Below are 19,573 nucleotides of genomic sequence, written 5' to 3'. Positions count from 1 at the left end.
GCGGCCGGGGATGCCCCCCCCCCGTGCCCGGCTCGGGCCTCAGGCGCGATAGGTCAGGCAGACCGCGCCGATCACCACCGCCATGCTGGCCGCGACGCGATGCCGGGTCGGACGTTCGCCGAGGCACAGCCAGCCGATGATCACCGAGAACACGATGCTGGTCTCCCGGATCGCCGACACCGGCCCGAGCGGCCCGAGCGACAGCGCGGCGACGGTCGCCGCGTAGCTGATCATCGAGATGACGCCGCCCAGCATGGCCTTGACGGTCTCGCTGCGGGCATAGCCCTTGGCGAGCTTGCCGCCGTACAGCGCATACACGGCCGGCATCAGGATCCCGTAGAGGATGAAAATCCAGGCCGCGTAGGCGCGCGGATCGCCGGCGAGCCTGACGCCCACGCCGTCGGTCGTCACGTAGCTGCCGATGAACAGCCCCGTGACGAGCGCGGCGAGCAACGGCCGCGCCTGGATCCGGCGGCGGCCGAGCGCGAGACTCGCGATGCCGCCCGAGATCAGCAGGACGCCGAGCAGCGAGCCGTCGTGGAGCGTCTGCCCGGCGAACAGGTAGCCGCCGATCGTCACGAGGAGCGGCACGGTGCCCCTGACGATCGGGTAGATCAGGCCCAGTTCGGCGCCCTTGTACGCATACGCGAGGAAGAGGCTGTAGCCCACCTGCAGCATGGCCGAGACGCCGAGATACGGCCAGCTCGCGCGCGCGGGCAGCGGCAGGAAGAGCGCGCACGCGGCCGCCGCCGCGGTCGTGGCGAAACTCATGACGGTGATGCTCCACAGCCGGTCGGCGCCGCTGCGCAGCACGGCGTTCCAGGTCGCGTGCAGGATCGCGGCAAACAGGACCAGCGCAATGACGGGCGGGGTCATCGGCGCGATCGGCCCGGGCGGTGGAGCGGAGGGGCGGCGGCGGTGGAGCCCGCGCCAGGGGAGGGTGTGCAGGACACGTCGATGACCTCATTCCTACGCCGGCATTATCCGGATCAGGTTTAGGGGTCGTTCCGCACCCGGAACCTCTCAGCCGGCAAACCGGCTCCCCCTGATGGCTCACGCATTATGGGTAAGAAGCCGGGGATCGGCAAGCATCGCGCCGCGCGGCGTCTGCCGCGCTCGCTCGTTCATGCGTTCATGCCGCCTGTCATGCCGCTGCGCGCCCGCCGCAGTCCGCGCGTCGCATCGGCTGCGGCGCGGCCGGCTTTCCGCTACAGTAGGGCCGCTGGCTTCGCAGCAGGTCACAGCCCTTTTTTCACGGTATCCGAGAGCGGCGATGCATACTCCAACGGCCTACACCCCTGACGCCCCCGCGCGCACCGAAGTTGACGCGCTCGCGGGCATGACGGTCCTCGAATTCGGCGCCAACTGGTGCGGTATCTGCGCGGGGGCGCAGCCGGCGATTCAAGCCGCGTTCGCGGCGCATCCCGCGGTCCGGCATCTGAAGATCGAGGACGGCCCCGGCCGGCCGCTGGGTCGTTCGTTCCGCATCAAGCTGTGGCCCACCCTCGTGTTCCTGCGCGAGGGCGTCGAAGTCGCCCGCGTCGTGCGTCCCGACAGCGCCGCGCAGATCGAGGCCGAGGGCTTCGCCGCGCTGGCTTGAGCCGCGCCCGCTGATCATGCGACAGGCGATCGGACACCTTCTCGTCGAGTCGCGCGGGGCGGGGCTCGTCGAATTCACGGGGCAGGCGCAGGCCTTCGTCGAGCGGCAAGCGATTCGCACCGGGCTGCTGACCGTGTTTTGCCGGCATACCTCGGCTTCGCTGTTGATCCAGGAGAACGCGGACCCGTCGGTGCGGCGCGACCTGGAGCGCTACTTCGCCGCCCTCGCGCCGGAGGATGCGTCACGCTACGAGCACGACGCGGAAGGCCCCGACGACATGCCCGCGCATCTGCGCGCGGCGCTGACCCAGGTGCAATTGTCGATCCCGGTCGAGCATGGGCGCATGGTGCTGGGCACCTGGCAAGGCCTATACCTCTTCGAGCATCGCCGCGCGGGCCATCGGCGCGAGGTCGTGCTGCACCTGATCGGCGCGTGACGGCGCCTGCGCCTGATGAGGCCGGGCAGCCGACGGACGCTGTATGCGAGGTCGCCGCGACTTCGCCCGATCCTCCTCTTCCGGTCAACCGCGTTCTCCCGCCCCGCCCGAACTGCCCTCCGTCTCCCCACGCCCTCCGCCACGACCCGACGCCGACACTTCGCGTCGCGACGGAGCCTGTCCCGGACCTGGCGCGCCGGCGGATCATTCCAAGCCACGCCGGATTGCCCGAAGGTCGCTGCCCGACGCGCCGGCGAGATAGCGCTTGATACTAGGTGGGAGTATTGGGTAACATACCCCCACCTAGTATCAAGAGAATCGCTCATGCCGCATACCGCCGAGGAAAAGAAGCGCGTGCTGGCCCGCGTGCGTCGTGTGCGCGGGCAACTGGATGCGCTGGAGCGCGCGCTCGAGGAGGGCGCCGATTGCGGTCCGATCCTCCAGCAGATCGCCGCCGTGCGCGGCGCCATCAACGGCTTGATGGCGGGCGTGCTCGAAAGCCATCTGCGTGAAGAGTTCGCGCATCTGGGCGACGCGAACGAGGCGGCGCAGCAGTCCGTCGACGGCATCGTGTCCCTGGTGCGTTCCTACCTACGCTAACCTTCAACGGCGGCTGTTCGAACGGTCGTCCGCTCCCCATTCTTCGTGTGAGGATAGTCATGAAATCACGTGCTGCTGTTGCATTCGCCGCGGGCCAACCGCTGGAAATCGTCGAGATCGATGTCGAGCCGCCCCGCAAAGGCGAGGTCCTGGTGAAGATCACGCACACGGGCGTGTGTCATACCGACGCGTTCACCCTGTCGGGCGACGATCCGGAAGGCCTGTTCCCGGCCGTGCTGGGGCACGAGGGCGCCGGTATCGTGGTGGAAGTCGGCGAGGGCGTGACGAGCGTCAAGCCCGGCGACCATGTCATCCCGCTCTACACGGCCGAATGCGGCGAGTGCCTGTTCTGCAAGAGCGGCAAGACCAACCTGTGCGTGTCCGTGCGCGCGACGCAGGGCAAGGGCGTGATGCCGGACGGCACCACGCGCTTCAGCTACCGGGGCCAGCCGATCTATCACTACATGGGGTGCTCGACCTTCAGCGAATACACGGTCGTGGCCGAAGTCTCGCTCGCCAGGATCGATCCGCGGGCGAACCCCGAGCAGGTCTGCCTGCTCGGCTGCGGCGTCACCACGGGCCTGGGCGCCGTGAAGAATACGGCGAAGGTGCAGGAAGGCGATTCGGTGGCCGTCTTCGGGCTGGGCGGCATCGGTCTTGCCGTGATCCAGGGCGCGAAGCTGGCCAAGGCGGGCCGCATCATCGCCGTCGACACCAACCCGGGCAAGTTCGACCTCGCCAGGGCCTTTGGCGCGACCGACGTCGTGAATCCGAAGGATCATGAAAAGCCCATCCAGCAGGTCATCGTCGAGATGACGGGCTGGGGCGTCGACCATAGCTTCGAATGCATCGGCAACGTCAACGTGATGCGCGCGGCGCTCGAGTGCGCGCATCGCGGCTGGGGCCAGTCCGTCGTCATCGGCGTGGCCGGCGCGGGCCAGGAAATCTCCACGCGTCCGTTCCAGCTGGTGACGGGCCGCCGCTGGCTCGGGACGGCCTTCGGCGGCGTGAAGGGGCGCTCGGAACTGCCGGGCATGGTGCAGGACGCGATGTCCGGCACGATCCAACTCGCGCCGTTCGTGACGCACACGAAGCCGCTCGCCGAGATCAACGAGGCGTTCGATCTGATGCATGAAGGCAAGTCGATCCGCACGGTTGTCCACTATTGATGCGGCGCGCGGGGCCGGGGCCGTTCGGCGTCCGGTCCCGCCGACACGGCGCGGTTCGCGCGAACGGAACTACCGGGAGGTTTAACCAGCATGGAACGCGTTGAGCGACACGCGAGCCACGGCGGCAGCCAGGAGGTGTGGAAGCACGCCTCGTCCACCGTGGGATGCGACATGAAATTCGGCATCTATCTGCCCGGCGCCGCGTTGCGCGGGCACACGTGCCCGGTGCTGTACTGGCTCTCGGGCCTGACCTGCACCGAGCAGAACTTCATCACGAAGGCGGGCGCGCAGGCCTATGCCGAGGCGCACGGCATCATCGTCGTCGCGCCCGACACGAGCCCGCGCGGCGACGACGTGGCCGACGACCCGGGCTACGACCTCGGCACGGGCGCGGGGTTCTACGTCAATGCGACGCAGCAGCCGTGGGCGGCCCATTACCGCATGTACGACTACGTGGTGCATGAACTGCCGGCCTTGATCGAGTCGGCGTTTCCGGCCAGCGACGCGCGTGCGATCAGCGGTCATTCGATGGGCGGGCATGGCGCCTTGACCATTGCGCTGCGCAATCCGGCGCGCTACCGGAGCGCATCGGCGTTCTCGCCGATCGTGGCGCCCAGCCAGGTGCCCTGGGGCGAAAAGGCCTTCACGGCCTACCTCGGCGACGATCGCGACGCGTGGAAGCGGCACGACGCGGTGGAACTGGTGAAGCAGGCGACCGACAGGCTGCCGTTGCTGGTCGATCAAGGGGAAGGGGACGAGTTCCTCGCGGTCCAGTTGAAGCCGCAGCTTCTGCGCGAGACCTGCGAGGCGGCGGGGTATCCGCTGCAATTGAACCTGCGGCCGGGGTTCGATCACAGCTACTACTTCATCGCCAGCTTCATCGGCGAGCACCTGGCTTTTCATGCCGACGCGTTGAAGTGAACGTGCCTCGGCGCTGAAGCGGGGGCGACGCGGCCGGCTATGCGTCGGCCGCGTCGTTCGCGTTTCACCTGGGCGGCAGAAGTCCGTGGTGTGACACGGATGCCGCCGTCGGCTCAGGCGGGACAAGAGATTCGCCGCTCGCGTCGAGCGTCAACGGATTGCATGTCGATGTCGGTTGCATGACGGATGCGGCGCACATCGCGCGGCTGCAATCGATATCGCTCCGACGTTCTTCCGGAATCCCAACTATTGAAGCGCTTGCCCGCTATGTGAGCAATGCGGGCGAGCAAAGCCGGCGCACGCAGCCTGCCCCACCACCGGGCGGCATCCGTCCTCGATCGGTGCGCATGTGATCGGCTTGTGAAACGACGCGCGCCTCGAACCTGGCTTTCCCTTACGCGGAAATACCAGTCCTTCTTTCAGAAAGATACATTTCGCAATCCGATCGAAATGTCATCGACCGTTCATTTGCAGGGCGTTAGGATGGGCCCGCGTCATTCCCATTCCAATCCCCACTGAGAGAAAGCGCACCATGGCCGATCTTCCGCAGAGCAAACACGTCACTCAAAACGACCACGCGCCGCGCGCGCGGCGCCCGTTTCGTCCGATGCTGAAAGGGCTGGCGGGCGCGCTATGCCTGTCTGCCGCGTCGAGCGTCTTCGCCTGGGGCGACGAAGGGCACGAAGTGGTCGCGACGATCGCGAACTACTACCTGACGAGCCAGACCCGCGACGCCGTGAACGCGATCCTCGCCACGGACACGAGCGGCCTGACCGCCACCGACATCGCGAGCGAAGCGACCTGGGCGGACCGGTATCGCACCTCGCATTCGTATACGTCGGGCTGGCACTATGTCGACACGGAGATCGGCACGGGCGATATCGACGCGGCCTGCTTCGGGCACCCGCCGCTGCCGGCCAACACGCTCGCCTCGCAAGGCCCGGCGCAGGCATGCGTGGTCGACAAGATCAATCAATTCGTCACGGAATTGCAAGCGCCGGATACCTCGGACGCCGAACGGCTGATGGCGCTGCAGTTCGTGCTGCATTTCGTCGGCGACGAACACCAGCCGCTGCATTCGAGCGACGACAACGACGAGGGCGGCAACGAGAAAAAAGCGTCGGCGAGCGGAATCAAGGCGAGCAACCTGCACAGCTACTGGGACACGGCCTTCGTCCAGCAACTGGGCAGCAGCGCCGCCGACGTCGCCAACACGCTGATCCCGCAGATCGCGCCGTCCGACATCGCCGGCTGGCAGACGCAAACGCCGCGCGACTGGTCGCTCGAGGCCTTCGGCGTGGCGCAGCGCGATTCATACGGGCTGCTGCCGGCGCCCAACAGCAAGGGCGCGTATGTGCTGTCGTCCCACTACGTGAACACGGCGACGAACGACGTGGCGCTGCAATTGAAGCGCGCCGGCGTGCGTCTGGCGAAGGTGCTGAACGATGCGAACCTGAGCGCGCCGGGCGCGGCGCGGGCGGCCAAGGCGTCGAAGGCTATGCTGGTCTCGCCGTTCGGCGGGTAGGCAGCAGGCAGGCCGACGCGGACCGCTCCGGGCATCCGGTGGCCCGGCGGTTCGCGCGGCGCGGCGCCGTGCCCGTCCGCCGGCGCTCGACGGCGTCGCGTCGGCATCGAGCCGCAACCGAACATCGCCTTGCGCAGCGCCCGTCCCGGTGTTCGCGGCGGGTTGAGCGCGCATCCCGTTCCGCCTCGTCCCGCCCGCCGTCTGCTATCTCTGATGAAACAATCGCCGGGCTTGAGTTCTCGCTTGATGATCATCAAGCGTGCGCCCGCATGATCCCCGCATACTGATTCCGCAGTGGGGACCATCAGGGCATCGCGACACGGACAGCCGGCCCAGGCGCTGAACTGAACGCCCGGCGGCCTTGTCCCGCGCTCGACGCATGCCGCCAATCAAAAGAAAGCACGCGTTCAGAGAATGAGTATGAAGCTTGGGGGTAGGACGACGGCGCTGGGTCGCGTCGCACGGATGTTCATGGTGGCGGGCATGCTCGCCCAGGTCGCGCCGGCGTGGCCGGCCTCCGATGTGTCGCCGCATGTCGCGCCGCCCCGGATCATCGACGACCTGCCCGCCCACTATGCCGCGGATCTCGACGCCGCGACGCGCGCCCAGGTGGCGCGCGGGCGCTACGTGGCGCGTCTCGGCGATTGCGTGGCCTGCCATACGGGCGACAAGTCCAGGCCCCTGGCGGGCGGCCTGGCGCTGCAAACGCCGTTCGGCGAACTGCATTCGACCAACATCACGCCCGATCCGGCGACCGGCATCGGACGCTATCGCTTCGAGCAGTTCGATCGCGCGATGCGCCGGGGCGTGGCCGCCGACGGCCATCACCTGTATCCGGCGATGCCCTATCCGTCGTACGCGAAGATCTCGCCGGAGGACATGCGGGCGCTGTACAGCTATCTGATGCAGGGCGTGGCCCCGGTCCGGCAGGCCAACCGGCCGCTCGCGCTGCGCTTCCCGTTCAACCAGCGCTGGGGCCTCGCGCTGTGGAACCGGGCCTTTCTCGACGCTGTGCCCTTCAAGGCCGACGCCGCGCGCGGCGTGGAATGGAATCGCGGCGCCTATATCGTCCAGGGGCTCGGACACTGCGGCGCGTGTCATACGCCGCGGGGCCTCGGGTTCCAGGAAAAGACCATGTCGGACGCCGGGGCCGGCGGCCGCGACTACCTCGCGGGCGAGACCGTCGAGGGCTGGCGCGCGCTCAGCCTGCGCGCGCTGTGGACGCCGCCGGAGACGGCCGAGATGCTCAAGACCGGGCGCAATCGCTACGGCACGGTGTCGGGCAACATGGTGGACGTGGTCCAACACAGCACGCAGTACATGAGCGACGGCGACCTGCTCGCCGTCGGCGTCTATCTCAAGTCGCTGCCCGCCGCCGAGCACGACAAGCCGATGCAGGTGGCGCAAGGTCCGGCGCCGGCGATCGCGCCGGCTCCCGAGGCCGCGTCGCGGGAGCCGGCCGCGCTCTACACCTCGCGCGGCGGCTTGGGATATCTGCAATTCTGCAACGACTGCCACCGTGCGGATGGGGCCGGGGTTCGCGACGTGTTTCCGCCGTTGGCGGGCAATACCGCGTTGCGCTCGGAGGATCCGTCGACGCTGATCCACATCATGCTGACGGGCTGGCGTTCGGCGCAGACCGTGCGTCATGCGCGGGTGCTCACGATGCCGGCGTTTTCGCCGCTCGGCGATCAGGAGATCGCGGAGATTCTCAATTTCGTGCGCAGCAGCTGGGGCCGCGCCGATGCGCGGGCCATCGGCGCGGGCGAGGTCGGGCGGATGCGGCGGCAACTGCATGCGGGGCACGGCGGCGACACGCGGTTCGAGACGCCGCGCCTCGCCGACATGCTCGGCGAGCCCAACGCGGGCCAGCTCACGCAGGGGGCGCGCCTGAACCTCGACACGCGGCGGATGTTGCCCGGACAGGTCGGCAACGCCCTGAACTGCGCGAGCTGCCACCTCAATGCCGGGACGGTCGCCGACGGTTCGCCGTATGTCGGCCTCTCGGCGTTCTTTCCGAGCTATGCGCCGCGCGCCGGCCGGGTGATCTCGCTGGCGGAGCGCATCAACGGCTGCTTCCTGCGCTCGATGAACGGCAAGCCGCTGCCGCCGGACTCGGCGGACATGAAGGCGATGGTGGCCTATTTCGACTGGATGCGCCGCGAGACCCGGCCCGGTGACACGGTCGAAGGGCGCGGCGTCGGCAAGATCAGCAACCGGATCGTGCCGGACGCCGGCAACGGCAGGAAGGTCTACGCGGCGCAGTGCGCGATGTGCCACGGCGGGGACGGGGAGGGGGTGAAGAACGCCGCGGGCGGATGGGTGTACCCGCCGCTCTGGGGCGACGACTCGTTCAACCTTGGCGCGGGCATGGCGCGTACCTATACGGCGGCCGCCTTCGTGAAGCGCAACATGCCGATCGCGTTCCATGACCGCTTCCCGCTCGGACAGGGGGGCCTGACCGATCAGGAAACGGTGGATGTCGCGGAATATTTCACGCATCAGCCGCGTCCGGACTTCGCGGGCAAGGTCAAGGACTGGCCGAAGGACAGGAAGCCGGCCGACGCGCGGTATTGAACGGCCCGGGCGGACCCGTGGCGGGTCGCGGCTTGCTGCGCGCCGGCGAGGCCGGTTCGCCGGGCTTCTCCGCGCGCCCGGCCCGGTTGCCTCATACCGCGACGCGCGAGGCCGCGGGCGCGCCGTCCCGAGCGAATGCCGGATGCGGATGAACGCTCGCCCGGAAGTCCACGCGGTATCGAAGGAAGCCCGGGTTGCGCCCTGCAATCGGGTGAGGCCCAATTGTTAGGCGAGGTTTGATGATTGGCGCGAGTGAAGTGCGCGCAGCAAACTTCAATCATTGACAGAGCCGCGCCGTTTCGATGAAGAGCGGCGTATTCCTCGCTATATTACGTCCACGCGCACTCGCTTCGCGTGGCGCGCATGGTTGCGCGGGGGCTGCCCCGCGCGATTCGTCCGACAGCTCTCCAGAGATCCCGACGTATGAGCGCGCATCAAGAGAATAGCGACGAGCGTTATCGCGTACTGTCCAACGACATATCGGTGTTGGAAACCATCGCGCAACTCGCTCTGGAAAACGCTCGCCAGCAGGTCACGTATTTTTCCCGCCTGGCGGCGCTTGCCCGATACGGGACCGAACCCGAATGTCCCGATATCGATCGCTCGGTCCTGCTGGCTTCGATCGAGCACCTCAGCGAGCGCTACGAGCGCGAGGTGAACAACCAGGAAGAAGCCTTGCGCGCGGCGTATGCGTTGCGCGAAGCGCATCGGGACGACAAATGGTCGCGCGCATCGACGATGCCGCATTGAATCCCGATCGCCTGCGCACCGACTCCCGCCCCGCCCGGACAGCGTTCGTCGCGGTTCGACCCGCGTGGTGACAAATGCGCCCGACGTGCGGGCGGGGATCACGCATTGATATCCCTGTCGGCGGTTGCCCGGGCGCGCGTGCAGCAGCCGATGGCGGCTTGAGAGACCGCCCGCGCACGCTCGGCGCCTGCCGCGGCGCGGCAACTAACGAACGCCGCCCGCATCCCGCTCGCCGACGCGCTGCTGAAGACGTCGACGGAATCCGATCCGCCCCGGATCAGGTGGATTCCGGCGCGGCCCGGCGCGCCGCGCGCATCACCGGCTCATCGCCGCTTCGACAATCCGGAATTCCCCCTTTCGCGAATACGAATTGCGCGCACCGGAGCGCTCCAAGACACTGGCCTGCGACGTGGCATCCCGCGCCGCGCCCGCACAGTACGAGGAGCCGCACGCGATGCCCCCCGATCGATACCTGCCGCGCCGAATCAGCGACATCCCCCATCACTGGGCGCGCCTGACGCCGGATCACGTCGCGCTGGTCGACGACGGCCAGACCCTGACCTTCGCGGACCTGTGGGCGCGCATCGAGCTGGCGAAAACCTACCTGCGCGACCGGCGCGTCGCGGTGGGCGACCGCGTGATGGTGGTCGCGGAGAACGACGTGGCGGTCGTCACGCTGCTGTTCGCGGCGTCGGCGCTGGGCGCATGGCCCGTGATCGTCAACGCGCGCCTGTCCGAGCGCGAGATCGACGCGATCCGCGCGCATTGCCGGCCGCGCCTGATGCTGTTTACGCACGCCGCGTCGCCCGACGCGCTGCGGCACGGCCTGCGCCATCACGCGCACGAACTCGCGCCGCCGGGCCTCGGTCCGCTGATGGCGGGCGGCGGCGGCGGCACAGCCGAGCCCGAGCCCGAGGATCTTGCGCGGGACGTCGCCGCGCTGATCTACACCTCGGGCACGACCGGGCAGGCGAAAGGCGTGATGGTGACGCATCGCGGGCTGCTGCATTTCGCGCGGGTGTCGGCGGAATCGCGTGCGCTCGGGCACGCCGACTGCGCCTATGCGGTCATGCCGCTGTCGCACGTGTTCGGCCTCGCGACCTTGCTGCTCGCGACCTTCCACGCCGGCGCGAGCCTGTACCTGAGCGCGCGTTTCCGGGCCGCGGACCTGTGCGCCGCGCTGGAACGCGACGCCATCTCGATCCTGCAGGGCGTGCCGACGCTGTTCGCGCGCCTGCTCGCCCACGTGCAGGCGCGCGGCACGGGGCTCCGCGCACCGCGCCTGCGCTATCTGTACACGGGCGGCGGTCCGCTCGATCCGACGCTCAAGCGGGACGTCGAGGCGCTGTTCGGCCTGCCCCTGCATCATGGCTACGGCATGACCGAATACGCGGGCTCGCTGTTCATCACGCGGATGGCGCGGCCGCGCAGCGACTGCGCGGCGGGCGAGATCGTCGACGGGGCGCAGCTGCGGATCGTCGGCCCCGATGGCGGGCCGGCGCGCGAGGGCGAACCGGGCGAGCTGTGGGTGCGCGGTCCGGGCGTGATGCGCGGCTACTATCGCGCGCCGGAGCTGAGCGCCGCCGTGCTGCATCCCGACGGCTGGCTCAACACAGGCGACATCGGCCGGCTCGGGCCCGACGGCGCATTGTTCATCGTCGGCCGCACCAAGGACCTGATCATCCGCTCCGGCTTCAAGGTCTATCCGCTCGAGGTCGAGGCGGTGCTCAACACGCATCCGTCCGTGCGTCTGTCGGCCGTGGTCGGTCGCGCGGCGGCGGACGGCAACGAGGACGTGATCGCGTTCGTCGAGCTGAAGGAAGGCGAGGGCTTCGAGGCCGAGGCGCTGCACGCCTATCTGGCGGCGCGCCTGTCGCCGTACAAGCGGCCCGGCCGCATCGTGCGCGTGAGCGCGATCCCGACCACGGCGAGCGGCAAGCTGCTCAAGCAGCCGCTGCGCGAGCGGCTCGCCGACGACATGGCGTGAGCGCCGCCGCTCGCGCTCAGTCCTGCCGGCCCGCGCCGTCCTCGATCAGCAGATCGACGAGCCTGCGCGCGAACAGCGGCAGCGCATCGCGCTGCGCGACGCAGATCTGCAGCTTGCGCTCGGCCCATGCGTCGTCGAGCGCGACGATGCGCAGCGCCATGCCGCGCGCATGGCGGCGCGCGGTACCCTCGGGCAGCACGCCGACGCCGACGTTCGCCTCGATCATGCGGCAGGCGGTCTCGAAGTTGCTGACCTGGATGCGCCAGCGCAGCGTGCGCTGCAGGTCGGCCGCCGCGCGCTTGAGGAAGGCGTGGATCGCGCTCGCCTCCGGCAGCCCGACGAAGTCGTAGTCGAGCGCCTCGGTGAAGGCGAGGCGCCGCCGCTCGGCGAGCGGATGGCTGAGCGCGCAGGCGAGCACCAGCCGTTCGCGCCGGTACGGCATCACGTCGAGGCCGTCGGTGCGCACGTCGCCGGCCACGATGCCGATGTCGACCACGCCGTCCTGCACCGCGCGGATGATGTCCGGGCTGAGCCGTTCCTGCATGTCGACCGTCACGTCCGGGTGGTTGACCAGGTAGTGACGCAGCACGGCGGGCAGGAATTCGCTCATGGCGGTGGTGTTCGCGAACACGCGCACGTGGCCTTTCACGCCGGACGCATATTCCTGCAGGTCCCCGGACAGCTGTTCGAGCTGCCGCAACACGCGGCGCGCGTGCGCGAGCAGCGTTGCGCCGGGCGCGGTGACGGTCACGCCCTGGCTCGTGCGGCTCAGCAGCTTGACCCCGACCTGTTCCTCGAGGTTCTTGATGCGCGTGCTGGCCGCGGGCAGCGACAGATGCGAGCGCTCGGCGCCGCGCGTCAGGCTGCGCGCTTCGGCGATATGGGTGAACAGATGCAGGTCGACCAGATCGAAACGCATGGCGGGATTCCTGGAGGTCTCCGGCGAGGACGGCCGGCGTGCGGCCCGGCTGTCCGTGGAGCAATACGGGCAAGGCCGGTCGTCGGCCGGCCCGATGCGCCGTTCATCTTACGCGCGCCGCGGCGACCGCGTTGCGATAGGGGGCGTCGCGGGTTAACGCGCGCCGAACGCCGGATTCGCGAGAGACAAATGGCCGGCGCGGCGAGGATGCGTCAAGCTCGTCGCACCCCGGCGTCGCGACGCGCGGGGCGGCGCGCAACCCGCGGCGGCGCAACGGTGGTTGCGCCGCCGGGAAGTGCGGCCGGGGAGCGCGGCCCGCCCGCGTGCGATCGCGTCGCGGCAATTCCAAGGAGGCATGGCATGGCCCGTCAACCGAAACCCGTGGTGCGTTCCGACATCGCGTTCAGCGAGCCGGACCGCATCGTCGTGCGCGGCAAGGATCTGCCGAACGAGGTGCTCGGCCACATGAACCTCGGCGATTTCGCGTTCCTGCAACTGACGGGCCGCGTGCCGACGCCCGCGCAGTCGACGGTGTTCAACGCGATCCTCGTGACGCTCGTCGAGCACGGCATGACACCCAGCGCGATCGTCGCGCGCATGACTTACGCCGGTGCGCCGGAATCGCTTCAGGCGGCGGTCGCCGCCGGGCTGTGCGGGCTGGGCTCGGTGTTCGTCGGCAGCATGGAGGGCGCGTGCCGGATGCTGTCCGAGGCGCTGCCGTACGGCGCGCGCTGCACGGATCCGGACGCGCTCGCGCGCGACACGGTCGCCGCCTGGCGCGCGCGCGGCGTCGCGCTGCCGGGCCTCGGCCATCCGCTGCACAAGCCGATCGATCCGCGTACGCCGCGCCTGTTCGAGATCGCCGCGCAAAACGGCCTGTCGGGCGGCTACGTGGACCTGATGCAACGGATCGGCGACGAGGCGGCGCGCGTGTCGGGCAAGGTGCTGCCCGTCAACGCGACGGGCGCGATCGGCGCGATCTGCTGCGAGTTCGGCTTTCCGTGGCGGATCGTGCGCGGCTTCGGCGTGATGGCGCGCGCGGTCGGCCTCGTCGGCCATCTCGCCGAGGAGGCCGAGCGGCCGATGGCGGTCGAGCTGTGGCGGCGCGTCGAGGACGAGGCGTCGGCCCACCTGCGCGGCGGCGCGTAGCGCGCTCATTTCAGCAGGTTGGGCAGCCACAGCGAGATGGCCGGCACATAGGTCACGAGCAGCAGGAAGCCGAGCATCGCGGCGAGCCAGGGCAGGACCGCGACCGTCAGCTCCGTGATGCCCATCCGCGTGATGCCGCTCGCCACGTACAGGTTGAGCCCGACGGGCGGGTGGCACATCCCGACTTCCATGTTCACGACCATCAGGATGCCGAAGTGGATCGGATCGATGCCGAGCTGATGGGCGACGGGGAACAGGATCGGCGCCATGATCAGCACGATCGACGACGGCTCCATCACGTTGCCCGCGAGCAGCAGCAGCACGTTCACGACCAGCAGGAAGCCGATCGGGCCGAGCCCCTGGCCGAGGATCCAGCCGGCCATCTGCTGCGGAATGCTCTCGGACGTCATCAGGAACGAGAACAGCACCGCGTTGGTGATGATGTAGAGCAGCATCGCGCTCATGCTCGCGGCGTCGAGCAGCACCTTCGGCACGCGCTTGAGCGGCAGGTCGCCGTACACGCAGGTCGACACCAGGAACGCATAGACGGCGCTCATCGCGGCGGCTTCGGTCGGCGTGAACACGCCCGAGTAGATGCCGCCCATCACGACCACGATCAGCAGCAGGCCCCACACGCTTTCCCAGTAGGTGGTCCAGACCCGCTGCGCCTCCGCGCGCAGCAGCCTGGGGTGCGTGAAGCGTCGGCCGACCCGGTAGGCGACGTAGAGCCACGCCAGCGCGAGCACGACGCCGATGATCCCGACGCCGGCCGCGAGGCCGGGTGCGGCGCGGCTCAGCACGAGATACAGCAGGCCGATCAGCACGGCGGGCGGCGCGATCGAGAACGCGAGGCACAGCAACAGACCCCACAGCGCATGGCCGGTGGCCGCGAGCGGGCCGTGGCCGTCGAATTCGCGGAAGCGCGGATAGCCGTGGCGGCGCGCGATGAACCAGGTCACGAAGCCGAGCAGCAGTGCGAGCAGGATGCCCGGCACGACGCCCGCGAGAAACAGGTCGCCGACCGAGGTGTTGGTGGACACCGAATACAGCACCATCACGATCGACGGCGGGATCAGGATGCCGAGCGACCCGGAGGTCGCGATCACGCCGGCGCCGAAGCGGTTCGGGAAGCCCTGCTGAACCATGGCCGGCAGCAGGATCGAGCCGATCGCCATCACGGTGGCGGGGCTCGATCCGGAGATCGCCGCGAACATCGCGCAGGCGAGCACGCCGGCGAGCCCGAGGCCGCCGTGCAGGTGGCCGACGATGCTGGTCGCGAACGCGATCATGCGTCGCGCGACGCCGCCGTGCGTGAGGAAGCCGCCCGCCAGGATGAAGAACGGGATCGCCATGATCTCGAAGTTCTCGATGCCGGTGAACAGCTTCAACGCGACCGATTCGATCGGCACGGCGGTCATCGTGAACAGGTAGGTGAGCACGGTGAGGCCGAGCGCGATCGACACCGGCATGCCCGTCAGCAGCAGCGCGATCAGCAGGCAGAAGATGAACGCGGGCTTGCCGAAGCCGAGCAGCAGCCCGACCAGGAGGACGGCGACCACGCCGAAGATGACGCGCGTGACGCGCGGATCGCCGACCGCGGGCGCGGCGAGCGGCTGACTGTGACTCATGGATGAACTCCTTGCGGAACCGGCGCGGCGGGCGCGGACGCGGGCGCGTCCAGGCCCTCGACCTGCGCATGATCGTGTTTGGGCAGCATGCCGTCGCGCAGGAAGCGCCGCGCGACCTGCAGGAAGCGGAAGCACATCAGGTAGGAGCCGAGCGGCACGCACAGGAAGGCGATCCAGCGCGGCAGCTCGAGATCGGGGGAGACCTGGTCCGTGTGCGCGAGCGCCCAGACGAAACGCGCGCCGAGCGTGCCGATCACGCCCGTAAACAGCGCGCCCGCGAGCAGGCCGAACACGATGCACGCGCGCCGCGCGCCCGGCTGCAGGCGGTTGATCATCACGTCGACGCCGACGTGGATGCCGGTGCGCACGCCGTAGGCCGCGCCGAACTTGGCCATCCACACGAACAGGTAGATGCACAGTTCCTGCGCCCAGCTCAGGTCGAGCGCGAGCAGCCAGTCCTGCAGGTAGGGGACGCCGACGCCGGACGCATAGCGATGGATCACGGCGACGAAGATCACGAGCGTGGCCACGCCCATCAGCGTCGCGATCAGGGTTTCCTCGAGGCGGTCGAGCAGTTTCATGACGACGCTCCCCGGGCCTTACATCGACTGGCCGGTCGCGCGGTACACGTCGCGCACGAGATCGGGGCCGATCCGCTGCTCCTGGCCGCGATGCACCTTCGACAGCGCGCGGCGCCAGTCGGCCGTCTGCGCGGGCGTGAGCGAGATCAGTTCGGTCTTGCCGGTCGCCTTGATCTTGGCGAGCGCGTCGTCGTTCTCGCGCTTCGCGATCTCGTTCGCATAGCGCGTCGCATCGCGCATCGCGCCGTCGAGCGTGGTGCGCACGTCGTCGGGCAGGCCGCTCCAGAACTTGCGGTTGACGATCACCGCATAGCCGATATAGCCGTGGTTGGACAGCGTCACGTATTTCTGGACTTCGTTCATGCGCTGCGTGTACAGGTTCGACGGCGTGTTCTCCGTGCCGTCCACCACGCCCGTCTGCAGGCCCTGGTAGACCTCGGAGAACGCCATCACCTGCGGGATCGCGCTCAGCGCGCGGAACTGCGCGTCGAGCACCTTCGACGACTGGATCCGCATCTTGAGGCCGCGGAAGTCGGCCGGCTCGCGCAGCGGGCGGTTCGCGCTCATCACCTTGAAGCCGTTGTCCCAGTACGCGAGGCCCGTGATGCCCTTGGTTTCGAGCCGCGTCATCAGGCGCTTGCCGAGCGGGCCCTCGGTGACCTTGTGCAGCGCATCGTAGCCGTCGAACAGATAGGGCAGGTCGAACAGCTCGAATTCCTTCGCGCCGAGCGGGCCGAATTTCGCGAGCGACGGCGCGAGCATCTGGACCGACCCGAGTTGCAGCGCCTCGAGTTCCTCCTTATCCTTGTACAGCTGGCTGTTCGGGTAGACCTCCACCTTCACGCGCCCGTTCGTGCGCGTTTCAGCGAGCTTCTTGAAGTAATCGGCTGCCTTGCCTTTCGGCGTGTCGGCGGCCACGACGTGGCTGAACTTGATGACGATCGGTTGCTGGGCGGCCGCGGCGAGCGCAAAGGCGGACAAGCACAGCCCTGTGAAGACACGGCGCAGGTTCATTTCAGTCTCCTCCTGGTTGCTGCCTGTTGGCTTGGCAGGTGGCGCCCAGTCTCGGTTCTCGATGCATGGCGGGCAATACGTACATCCCACATTCGCGCGCGGCGCGCGGCGTCATGCCGGGCCCCTTCGCGCAGCCCCGGCGGCGCGTGCTGCTGACCTTCGCGGCGATCGCGCTGATCGTCGCGGGCGCGTTCGCGGCGCCGCTCGTCGCGGTGCGCTTCGAGCGCGAACAACGTCACGAACAGTTGATCTCGGACACGCTGTGGGCGCAGCAGGCGCTCGGCTTCGAGGCGCAGCGGCTCGTCGAGGCGATGCAGATCGTCGGCACGGATCTCGCCGCCGAGCCCGCCCCCGCGCTGTTCGCGCGGCGCGCGGCGGAATTGCTGCGGCGCAGCCCCGAGGTGCTGGCGCTGTGCCGGCTCGAACGCGTCTTCGAGGCGGTGCGGTGTTTTCCCGGCGGGGCGGCGCGGGCGGCGATGCCGCGTCCCGAGCTGGCCGAGACCTGGCGCGACACCGCCGAGCGCGCGACGCGGCTCGGCCGCCCGGCCGCGTCGCTCGTCGAGCCGCGCGCGGATCAGCCGCGGCTCGCGTTGCTCGTCGCGCCGACGCCCGGCGAGGACGGGCAGGCGATGGCCGCGGTCGTGTCGATCGAGCGTCTGCTGACGGCGACGCTGCCGTGGTGGTTCGCGCACGAGAACGCCGTCACGCTGACCGATCCGCGCGGCGAGCGGGTCGCCGTGCACGATCCGCGCGTGCGCGGGCGCGGCGTCTATACGCACCGGATCGAAGCGGGGTTCGCGGACCAGACGCTCTACCTGGAGGCGAACAGCACGCGCGGGCCGCCTTACCTGATCCCGAACCTGTTGAGCGGCGCCGTCGCCGCGTTGTCGCTGCTGCTCGCGGGGTCGGTGTGGCGCCTGTGGCGCGACCTGGTGCGGCGCGCGCACGCCGAATACGCGCTGCGCGAGCAGCAGGCGCTGCGTCAGGCGATGGAGGACTCGCTCGTGTCCGGGCTGCGCACGCGCGATCTCGACGGGCGCATCACCTACGTGAATGCGGCGTTCTGCGAGATGGTCGGTTATCGCGCCGACGAACTGATCGGCTGCGCGCCGCCGATGCCGTACTGGGCGCCGGAATTCTCCGAGCGCTCGGCGCAGCGCCACGCGCAGCTGCTCGCGGGCACGCTGCCGGGGCAGGCGCATGAGTCGGTGTTCCAGCATCGCGGCGGCGCGCGCGTGACCGTGCTGATCAACGAAGCGCCGCTGCGCGACGGCACGGGCCGGCAGGTGGGCTGGACCGCGTCGATCGTCGATATCGGCGAGCAGAAGCGCACGCAGGAACGGCAACGCGCGCAGAGCGAGCAGCTGCATCACATGGCGCGCGTGATGACGATGGGAGAGATGGCGTCGGCGCTCGCGCACGAGCTGAATCAGCCGCTCGCGGCGGCCAACAGCTACTGCACGGCGGCGTTGAACCTGATGGCGGCCGAGGCGGCGACGGACGAAGCCGGCGGCCCGCTCGACCTGCTGACCAAGGGCCGCCATCAGGTCGAGCGGGCCGGGCAGATCATCCGGCGCGTGCAGCAGTTCGTGCGCAAGACCGCGCCGTCGCTCGGGCCCGTCGCGCTCGATCCCGTGATCGCGGGCGTGCTGCCGCTCGTGCAGTTGCAGACGAGCCGCCTCGGCGAGCGCATCGATACCGTGCTCGACGCGGCGTTGCCGCCCGTGCTGGCCGATCGCGTGCTGCTCGAACAGGTGCTGCTGAATCTCACGCGCAACGCGTTCGACGCGATGGCGCATCTGCCCGCCGGCGAACGCATCGTGTCGATCCGCGCCGAACGGCGCGCGGCGGCGGACGAGCCGGCCGTCGTGCGGGTCAGCGTGCGGGATCGCGGGCAGGGGCTGCCGGACGACGCGCGCGACGCGCTGGAGCGGCCGTTCCTCACGACCAAGCCCGACGGGATGGGCATGGGCATCGCGGTGTGCCGCTCGGCGCTGGAGACGATGCATTCCCGCCTGCGTTACGCGCCGGACGGCGCGGGCACCTGTTTCTATTTCGATTTGCGGACGAGCGACGAGCCATGCGCAACCTCTACCTGATCGACGACGACGCGATCATTCGCGATGCGCTGGGCGCGCTGTTCCGTTCGCGCGGGCTCGCGGTGCGCGGTTTCGCCGACGCGGCCCTGTTCCTCGACAGCTGGCGCGACGAGGGGCTCGCCGCCGCGCCCGCGTGCCTGCTGATCGACGTGAGGATGCCCGGCATGAGCGGCTTCGAGCTGTTCGCGCAACTGCGCGACGCGGGCCTGGGCGCGCATCACGCGGTGGTGTTCCTGACCGGCCACGGCGATATCCCGATGGCGGTCGACGCCTTGCGCGCCGGCGCGTACGACTTCCTCGAGAAGCCGTTCTCCGACAACCGGCTGGTCGACCGCGTGGTCGCCGGGCTCGAATACGCGCAGGCGCAGGCGGGGCCGCCCGAGACGACGCCGGACCAGCGCCTGGCGAGCCTGACGCCGCGCGAGCGCGCGATCGCCGGGCAGATCGTGGCCGGCCGCACGAACCGCGAGATCGCCGATGCGCTGGGCATCAGCGTGCGGACGGTGGAGGTGCATCGGGCGCGCGTGTTCGAGAAGCTCGACGTGAAGAACGCGGTCGGGCTCGCGCAGCTGAGCGCGCGCGAGACGCCGGCTTCCTCGGCGTGATGCTTCGATTGCG

Annotated in this window: 17 protein-coding genes and 1 riboswitch; of the genes, 12 read left to right on the top strand and 5 right to left on the bottom strand. The window is 69.4% G+C overall.

Annotation, left to right across the window (positions count from 1 at the left end; translation table 11 throughout):
• Positions 1–39: 39 nt before the first annotated feature.
• Complete coding sequence (locus AC1RQF_RS09695) at positions 40–876, bottom strand: EamA family transporter (RefSeq protein ID WP_492871899.1); 837 nt, start codon at positions 874–876, stop codon at positions 40–42.
• A gap of 73 nt (positions 877–949) precedes the next feature.
• Positions 950–1,056, bottom strand: a riboswitch (TPP riboswitch).
• Between the two features lie 217 nt (positions 1,057–1,273).
• Here AC1RQF_RS09695 and AC1RQF_RS09690 point away from each other — a divergent pair.
• The 9 genes from AC1RQF_RS09690 to AC1RQF_RS09650 all read left to right on the top strand — a co-directional run bounded on the left by AC1RQF_RS09690 (position 1,274) and on the right by AC1RQF_RS09650 (position 11,565).
• The gene (locus tag AC1RQF_RS09690; RefSeq protein ID WP_273995233.1) at positions 1,274–1,600 is read left to right on the top strand and encodes a thioredoxin family protein; all 327 of its coding nucleotides are present in this window, start codon (positions 1,274–1,276) and stop codon (positions 1,598–1,600) included.
• A 16-nt stretch (positions 1,601–1,616) separates the two neighbouring features.
• The gene (locus AC1RQF_RS09685) at positions 1,617–2,036 is read left to right on the top strand and encodes a secondary thiamine-phosphate synthase enzyme YjbQ (RefSeq protein WP_273995232.1); all 420 of its coding nucleotides are present in this window, start codon (positions 1,617–1,619) and stop codon (positions 2,034–2,036) included.
• A 324-nt stretch (positions 2,037–2,360) separates the two neighbouring features.
• Positions 2,361–2,636, top strand: coding sequence for a formaldehyde-responsive transcriptional repressor FrmR (gene frmR / locus AC1RQF_RS09680; RefSeq protein ID WP_273995231.1), 276 nt, complete (start codon positions 2,361–2,363; stop codon positions 2,634–2,636).
• A 59-nt stretch (positions 2,637–2,695) separates the two neighbouring features.
• The gene (locus tag AC1RQF_RS09675; protein ID WP_492871898.1) at positions 2,696–3,805 is read left to right on the top strand and encodes an S-(hydroxymethyl)glutathione dehydrogenase/class III alcohol dehydrogenase; all 1,110 of its coding nucleotides are present in this window, start codon (positions 2,696–2,698) and stop codon (positions 3,803–3,805) included.
• A gap of 90 nt (positions 3,806–3,895) precedes the next feature.
• Positions 3,896–4,726, top strand: coding sequence for an S-formylglutathione hydrolase (gene fghA, locus AC1RQF_RS09670; protein ID WP_492871897.1), 831 nt, complete (start codon positions 3,896–3,898; stop codon positions 4,724–4,726).
• 607 nt (positions 4,727–5,333) lie between these two features.
• Positions 5,334–6,251 carry a S1/P1 nuclease gene (locus tag AC1RQF_RS09665; protein WP_273995228.1) on the top strand — a complete coding sequence of 306 codons (918 nt, stop codon included), beginning with the start codon at positions 5,334–5,336 and terminating at the stop codon, positions 6,249–6,251.
• A 471-nt stretch (positions 6,252–6,722) separates the two neighbouring features.
• The gene (locus tag AC1RQF_RS09660) at positions 6,723–8,828 is read left to right on the top strand and encodes a c-type cytochrome (RefSeq protein WP_443111423.1); all 2,106 of its coding nucleotides are present in this window, start codon (positions 6,723–6,725) and stop codon (positions 8,826–8,828) included.
• A gap of 423 nt (positions 8,829–9,251) precedes the next feature.
• Positions 9,252–9,578, top strand: coding sequence for a hypothetical protein (locus AC1RQF_RS09655; RefSeq protein WP_273995213.1), 327 nt, complete (start codon positions 9,252–9,254; stop codon positions 9,576–9,578).
• A 454-nt stretch (positions 9,579–10,032) separates the two neighbouring features.
• Positions 10,033–11,565: a class I adenylate-forming enzyme family protein gene (locus AC1RQF_RS09650; protein ID WP_273995212.1), complete on the top strand. Its 1,533-nt coding sequence runs from the start codon at positions 10,033–10,035 to the stop codon at positions 11,563–11,565.
• Positions 11,566–11,581: 16 nt separating this feature from the next.
• Here AC1RQF_RS09650 and AC1RQF_RS09645 read toward each other — a convergent pair whose 3' ends face one another.
• Positions 11,582–12,484: a LysR family transcriptional regulator gene (locus AC1RQF_RS09645; RefSeq protein WP_273995210.1), complete on the bottom strand. Its 903-nt coding sequence runs from the start codon at positions 12,482–12,484 to the stop codon at positions 11,582–11,584.
• 360 nt (positions 12,485–12,844) lie between these two features.
• Between AC1RQF_RS09645 and AC1RQF_RS09640 the strand changes: the two genes are divergently transcribed.
• Positions 12,845–13,633 carry a citryl-CoA lyase gene (locus tag AC1RQF_RS09640; RefSeq protein WP_273995208.1) on the top strand — a complete coding sequence of 263 codons (789 nt, stop codon included), beginning with the start codon at positions 12,845–12,847 and terminating at the stop codon, positions 13,631–13,633.
• Positions 13,634–13,638: 5 nt separating this feature from the next.
• Here AC1RQF_RS09640 and AC1RQF_RS09635 read toward each other — a convergent pair whose 3' ends face one another.
• Genes AC1RQF_RS09635 through AC1RQF_RS09625 form a run of 3 tightly spaced genes read right to left on the bottom strand, consistent with a single transcriptional unit; the run spans position 13,639 to position 16,856 of the window.
• Positions 13,639–15,261, bottom strand: a complete 1,623-nt coding sequence (locus AC1RQF_RS09635) for a TRAP transporter large permease (protein ID WP_492871896.1) — start codon at positions 15,259–15,261, stop codon at positions 13,639–13,641.
• On the bottom strand, positions 15,258–15,842 hold the full coding sequence (locus tag AC1RQF_RS09630) for a TRAP transporter small permease (protein WP_492871895.1): 585 nt from the start codon (positions 15,840–15,842) through the stop codon (positions 15,258–15,260). Before AC1RQF_RS09630 ends, AC1RQF_RS09635 begins: the two co-directional genes overlap by 4 nt.
• A gap of 18 nt (positions 15,843–15,860) precedes the next feature.
• Positions 15,861–16,856, bottom strand: a complete 996-nt coding sequence (locus tag AC1RQF_RS09625) for a TRAP transporter substrate-binding protein (RefSeq protein WP_492871894.1) — start codon at positions 16,854–16,856, stop codon at positions 15,861–15,863.
• A 113-nt stretch (positions 16,857–16,969) separates the two neighbouring features.
• On the opposite strand from AC1RQF_RS09625, the gene AC1RQF_RS09620 reads away from it, so the two are divergent.
• Positions 16,970–18,955, top strand: a complete 1,986-nt coding sequence (locus AC1RQF_RS09620) for a PAS domain S-box protein (RefSeq protein ID WP_273995201.1) — start codon at positions 16,970–16,972, stop codon at positions 18,953–18,955.
• Entirely contained in the window at positions 18,937–19,560 is a 624-nt protein-coding gene (locus AC1RQF_RS09615; protein WP_273995200.1) for a response regulator transcription factor, read from the top strand. Before AC1RQF_RS09620 ends, AC1RQF_RS09615 begins: the two co-directional genes overlap by 19 nt.
• The last annotated feature ends 13 nt before the right edge of the window (positions 19,561–19,573 follow it).

Source organism: Burkholderia sp. GW821-FHT14F03, assembly GCF_058803765.1.
Note: the sequence above shows the minus strand (reverse complement) of the source record. Positions and strands in the feature narration are given on the sequence as shown.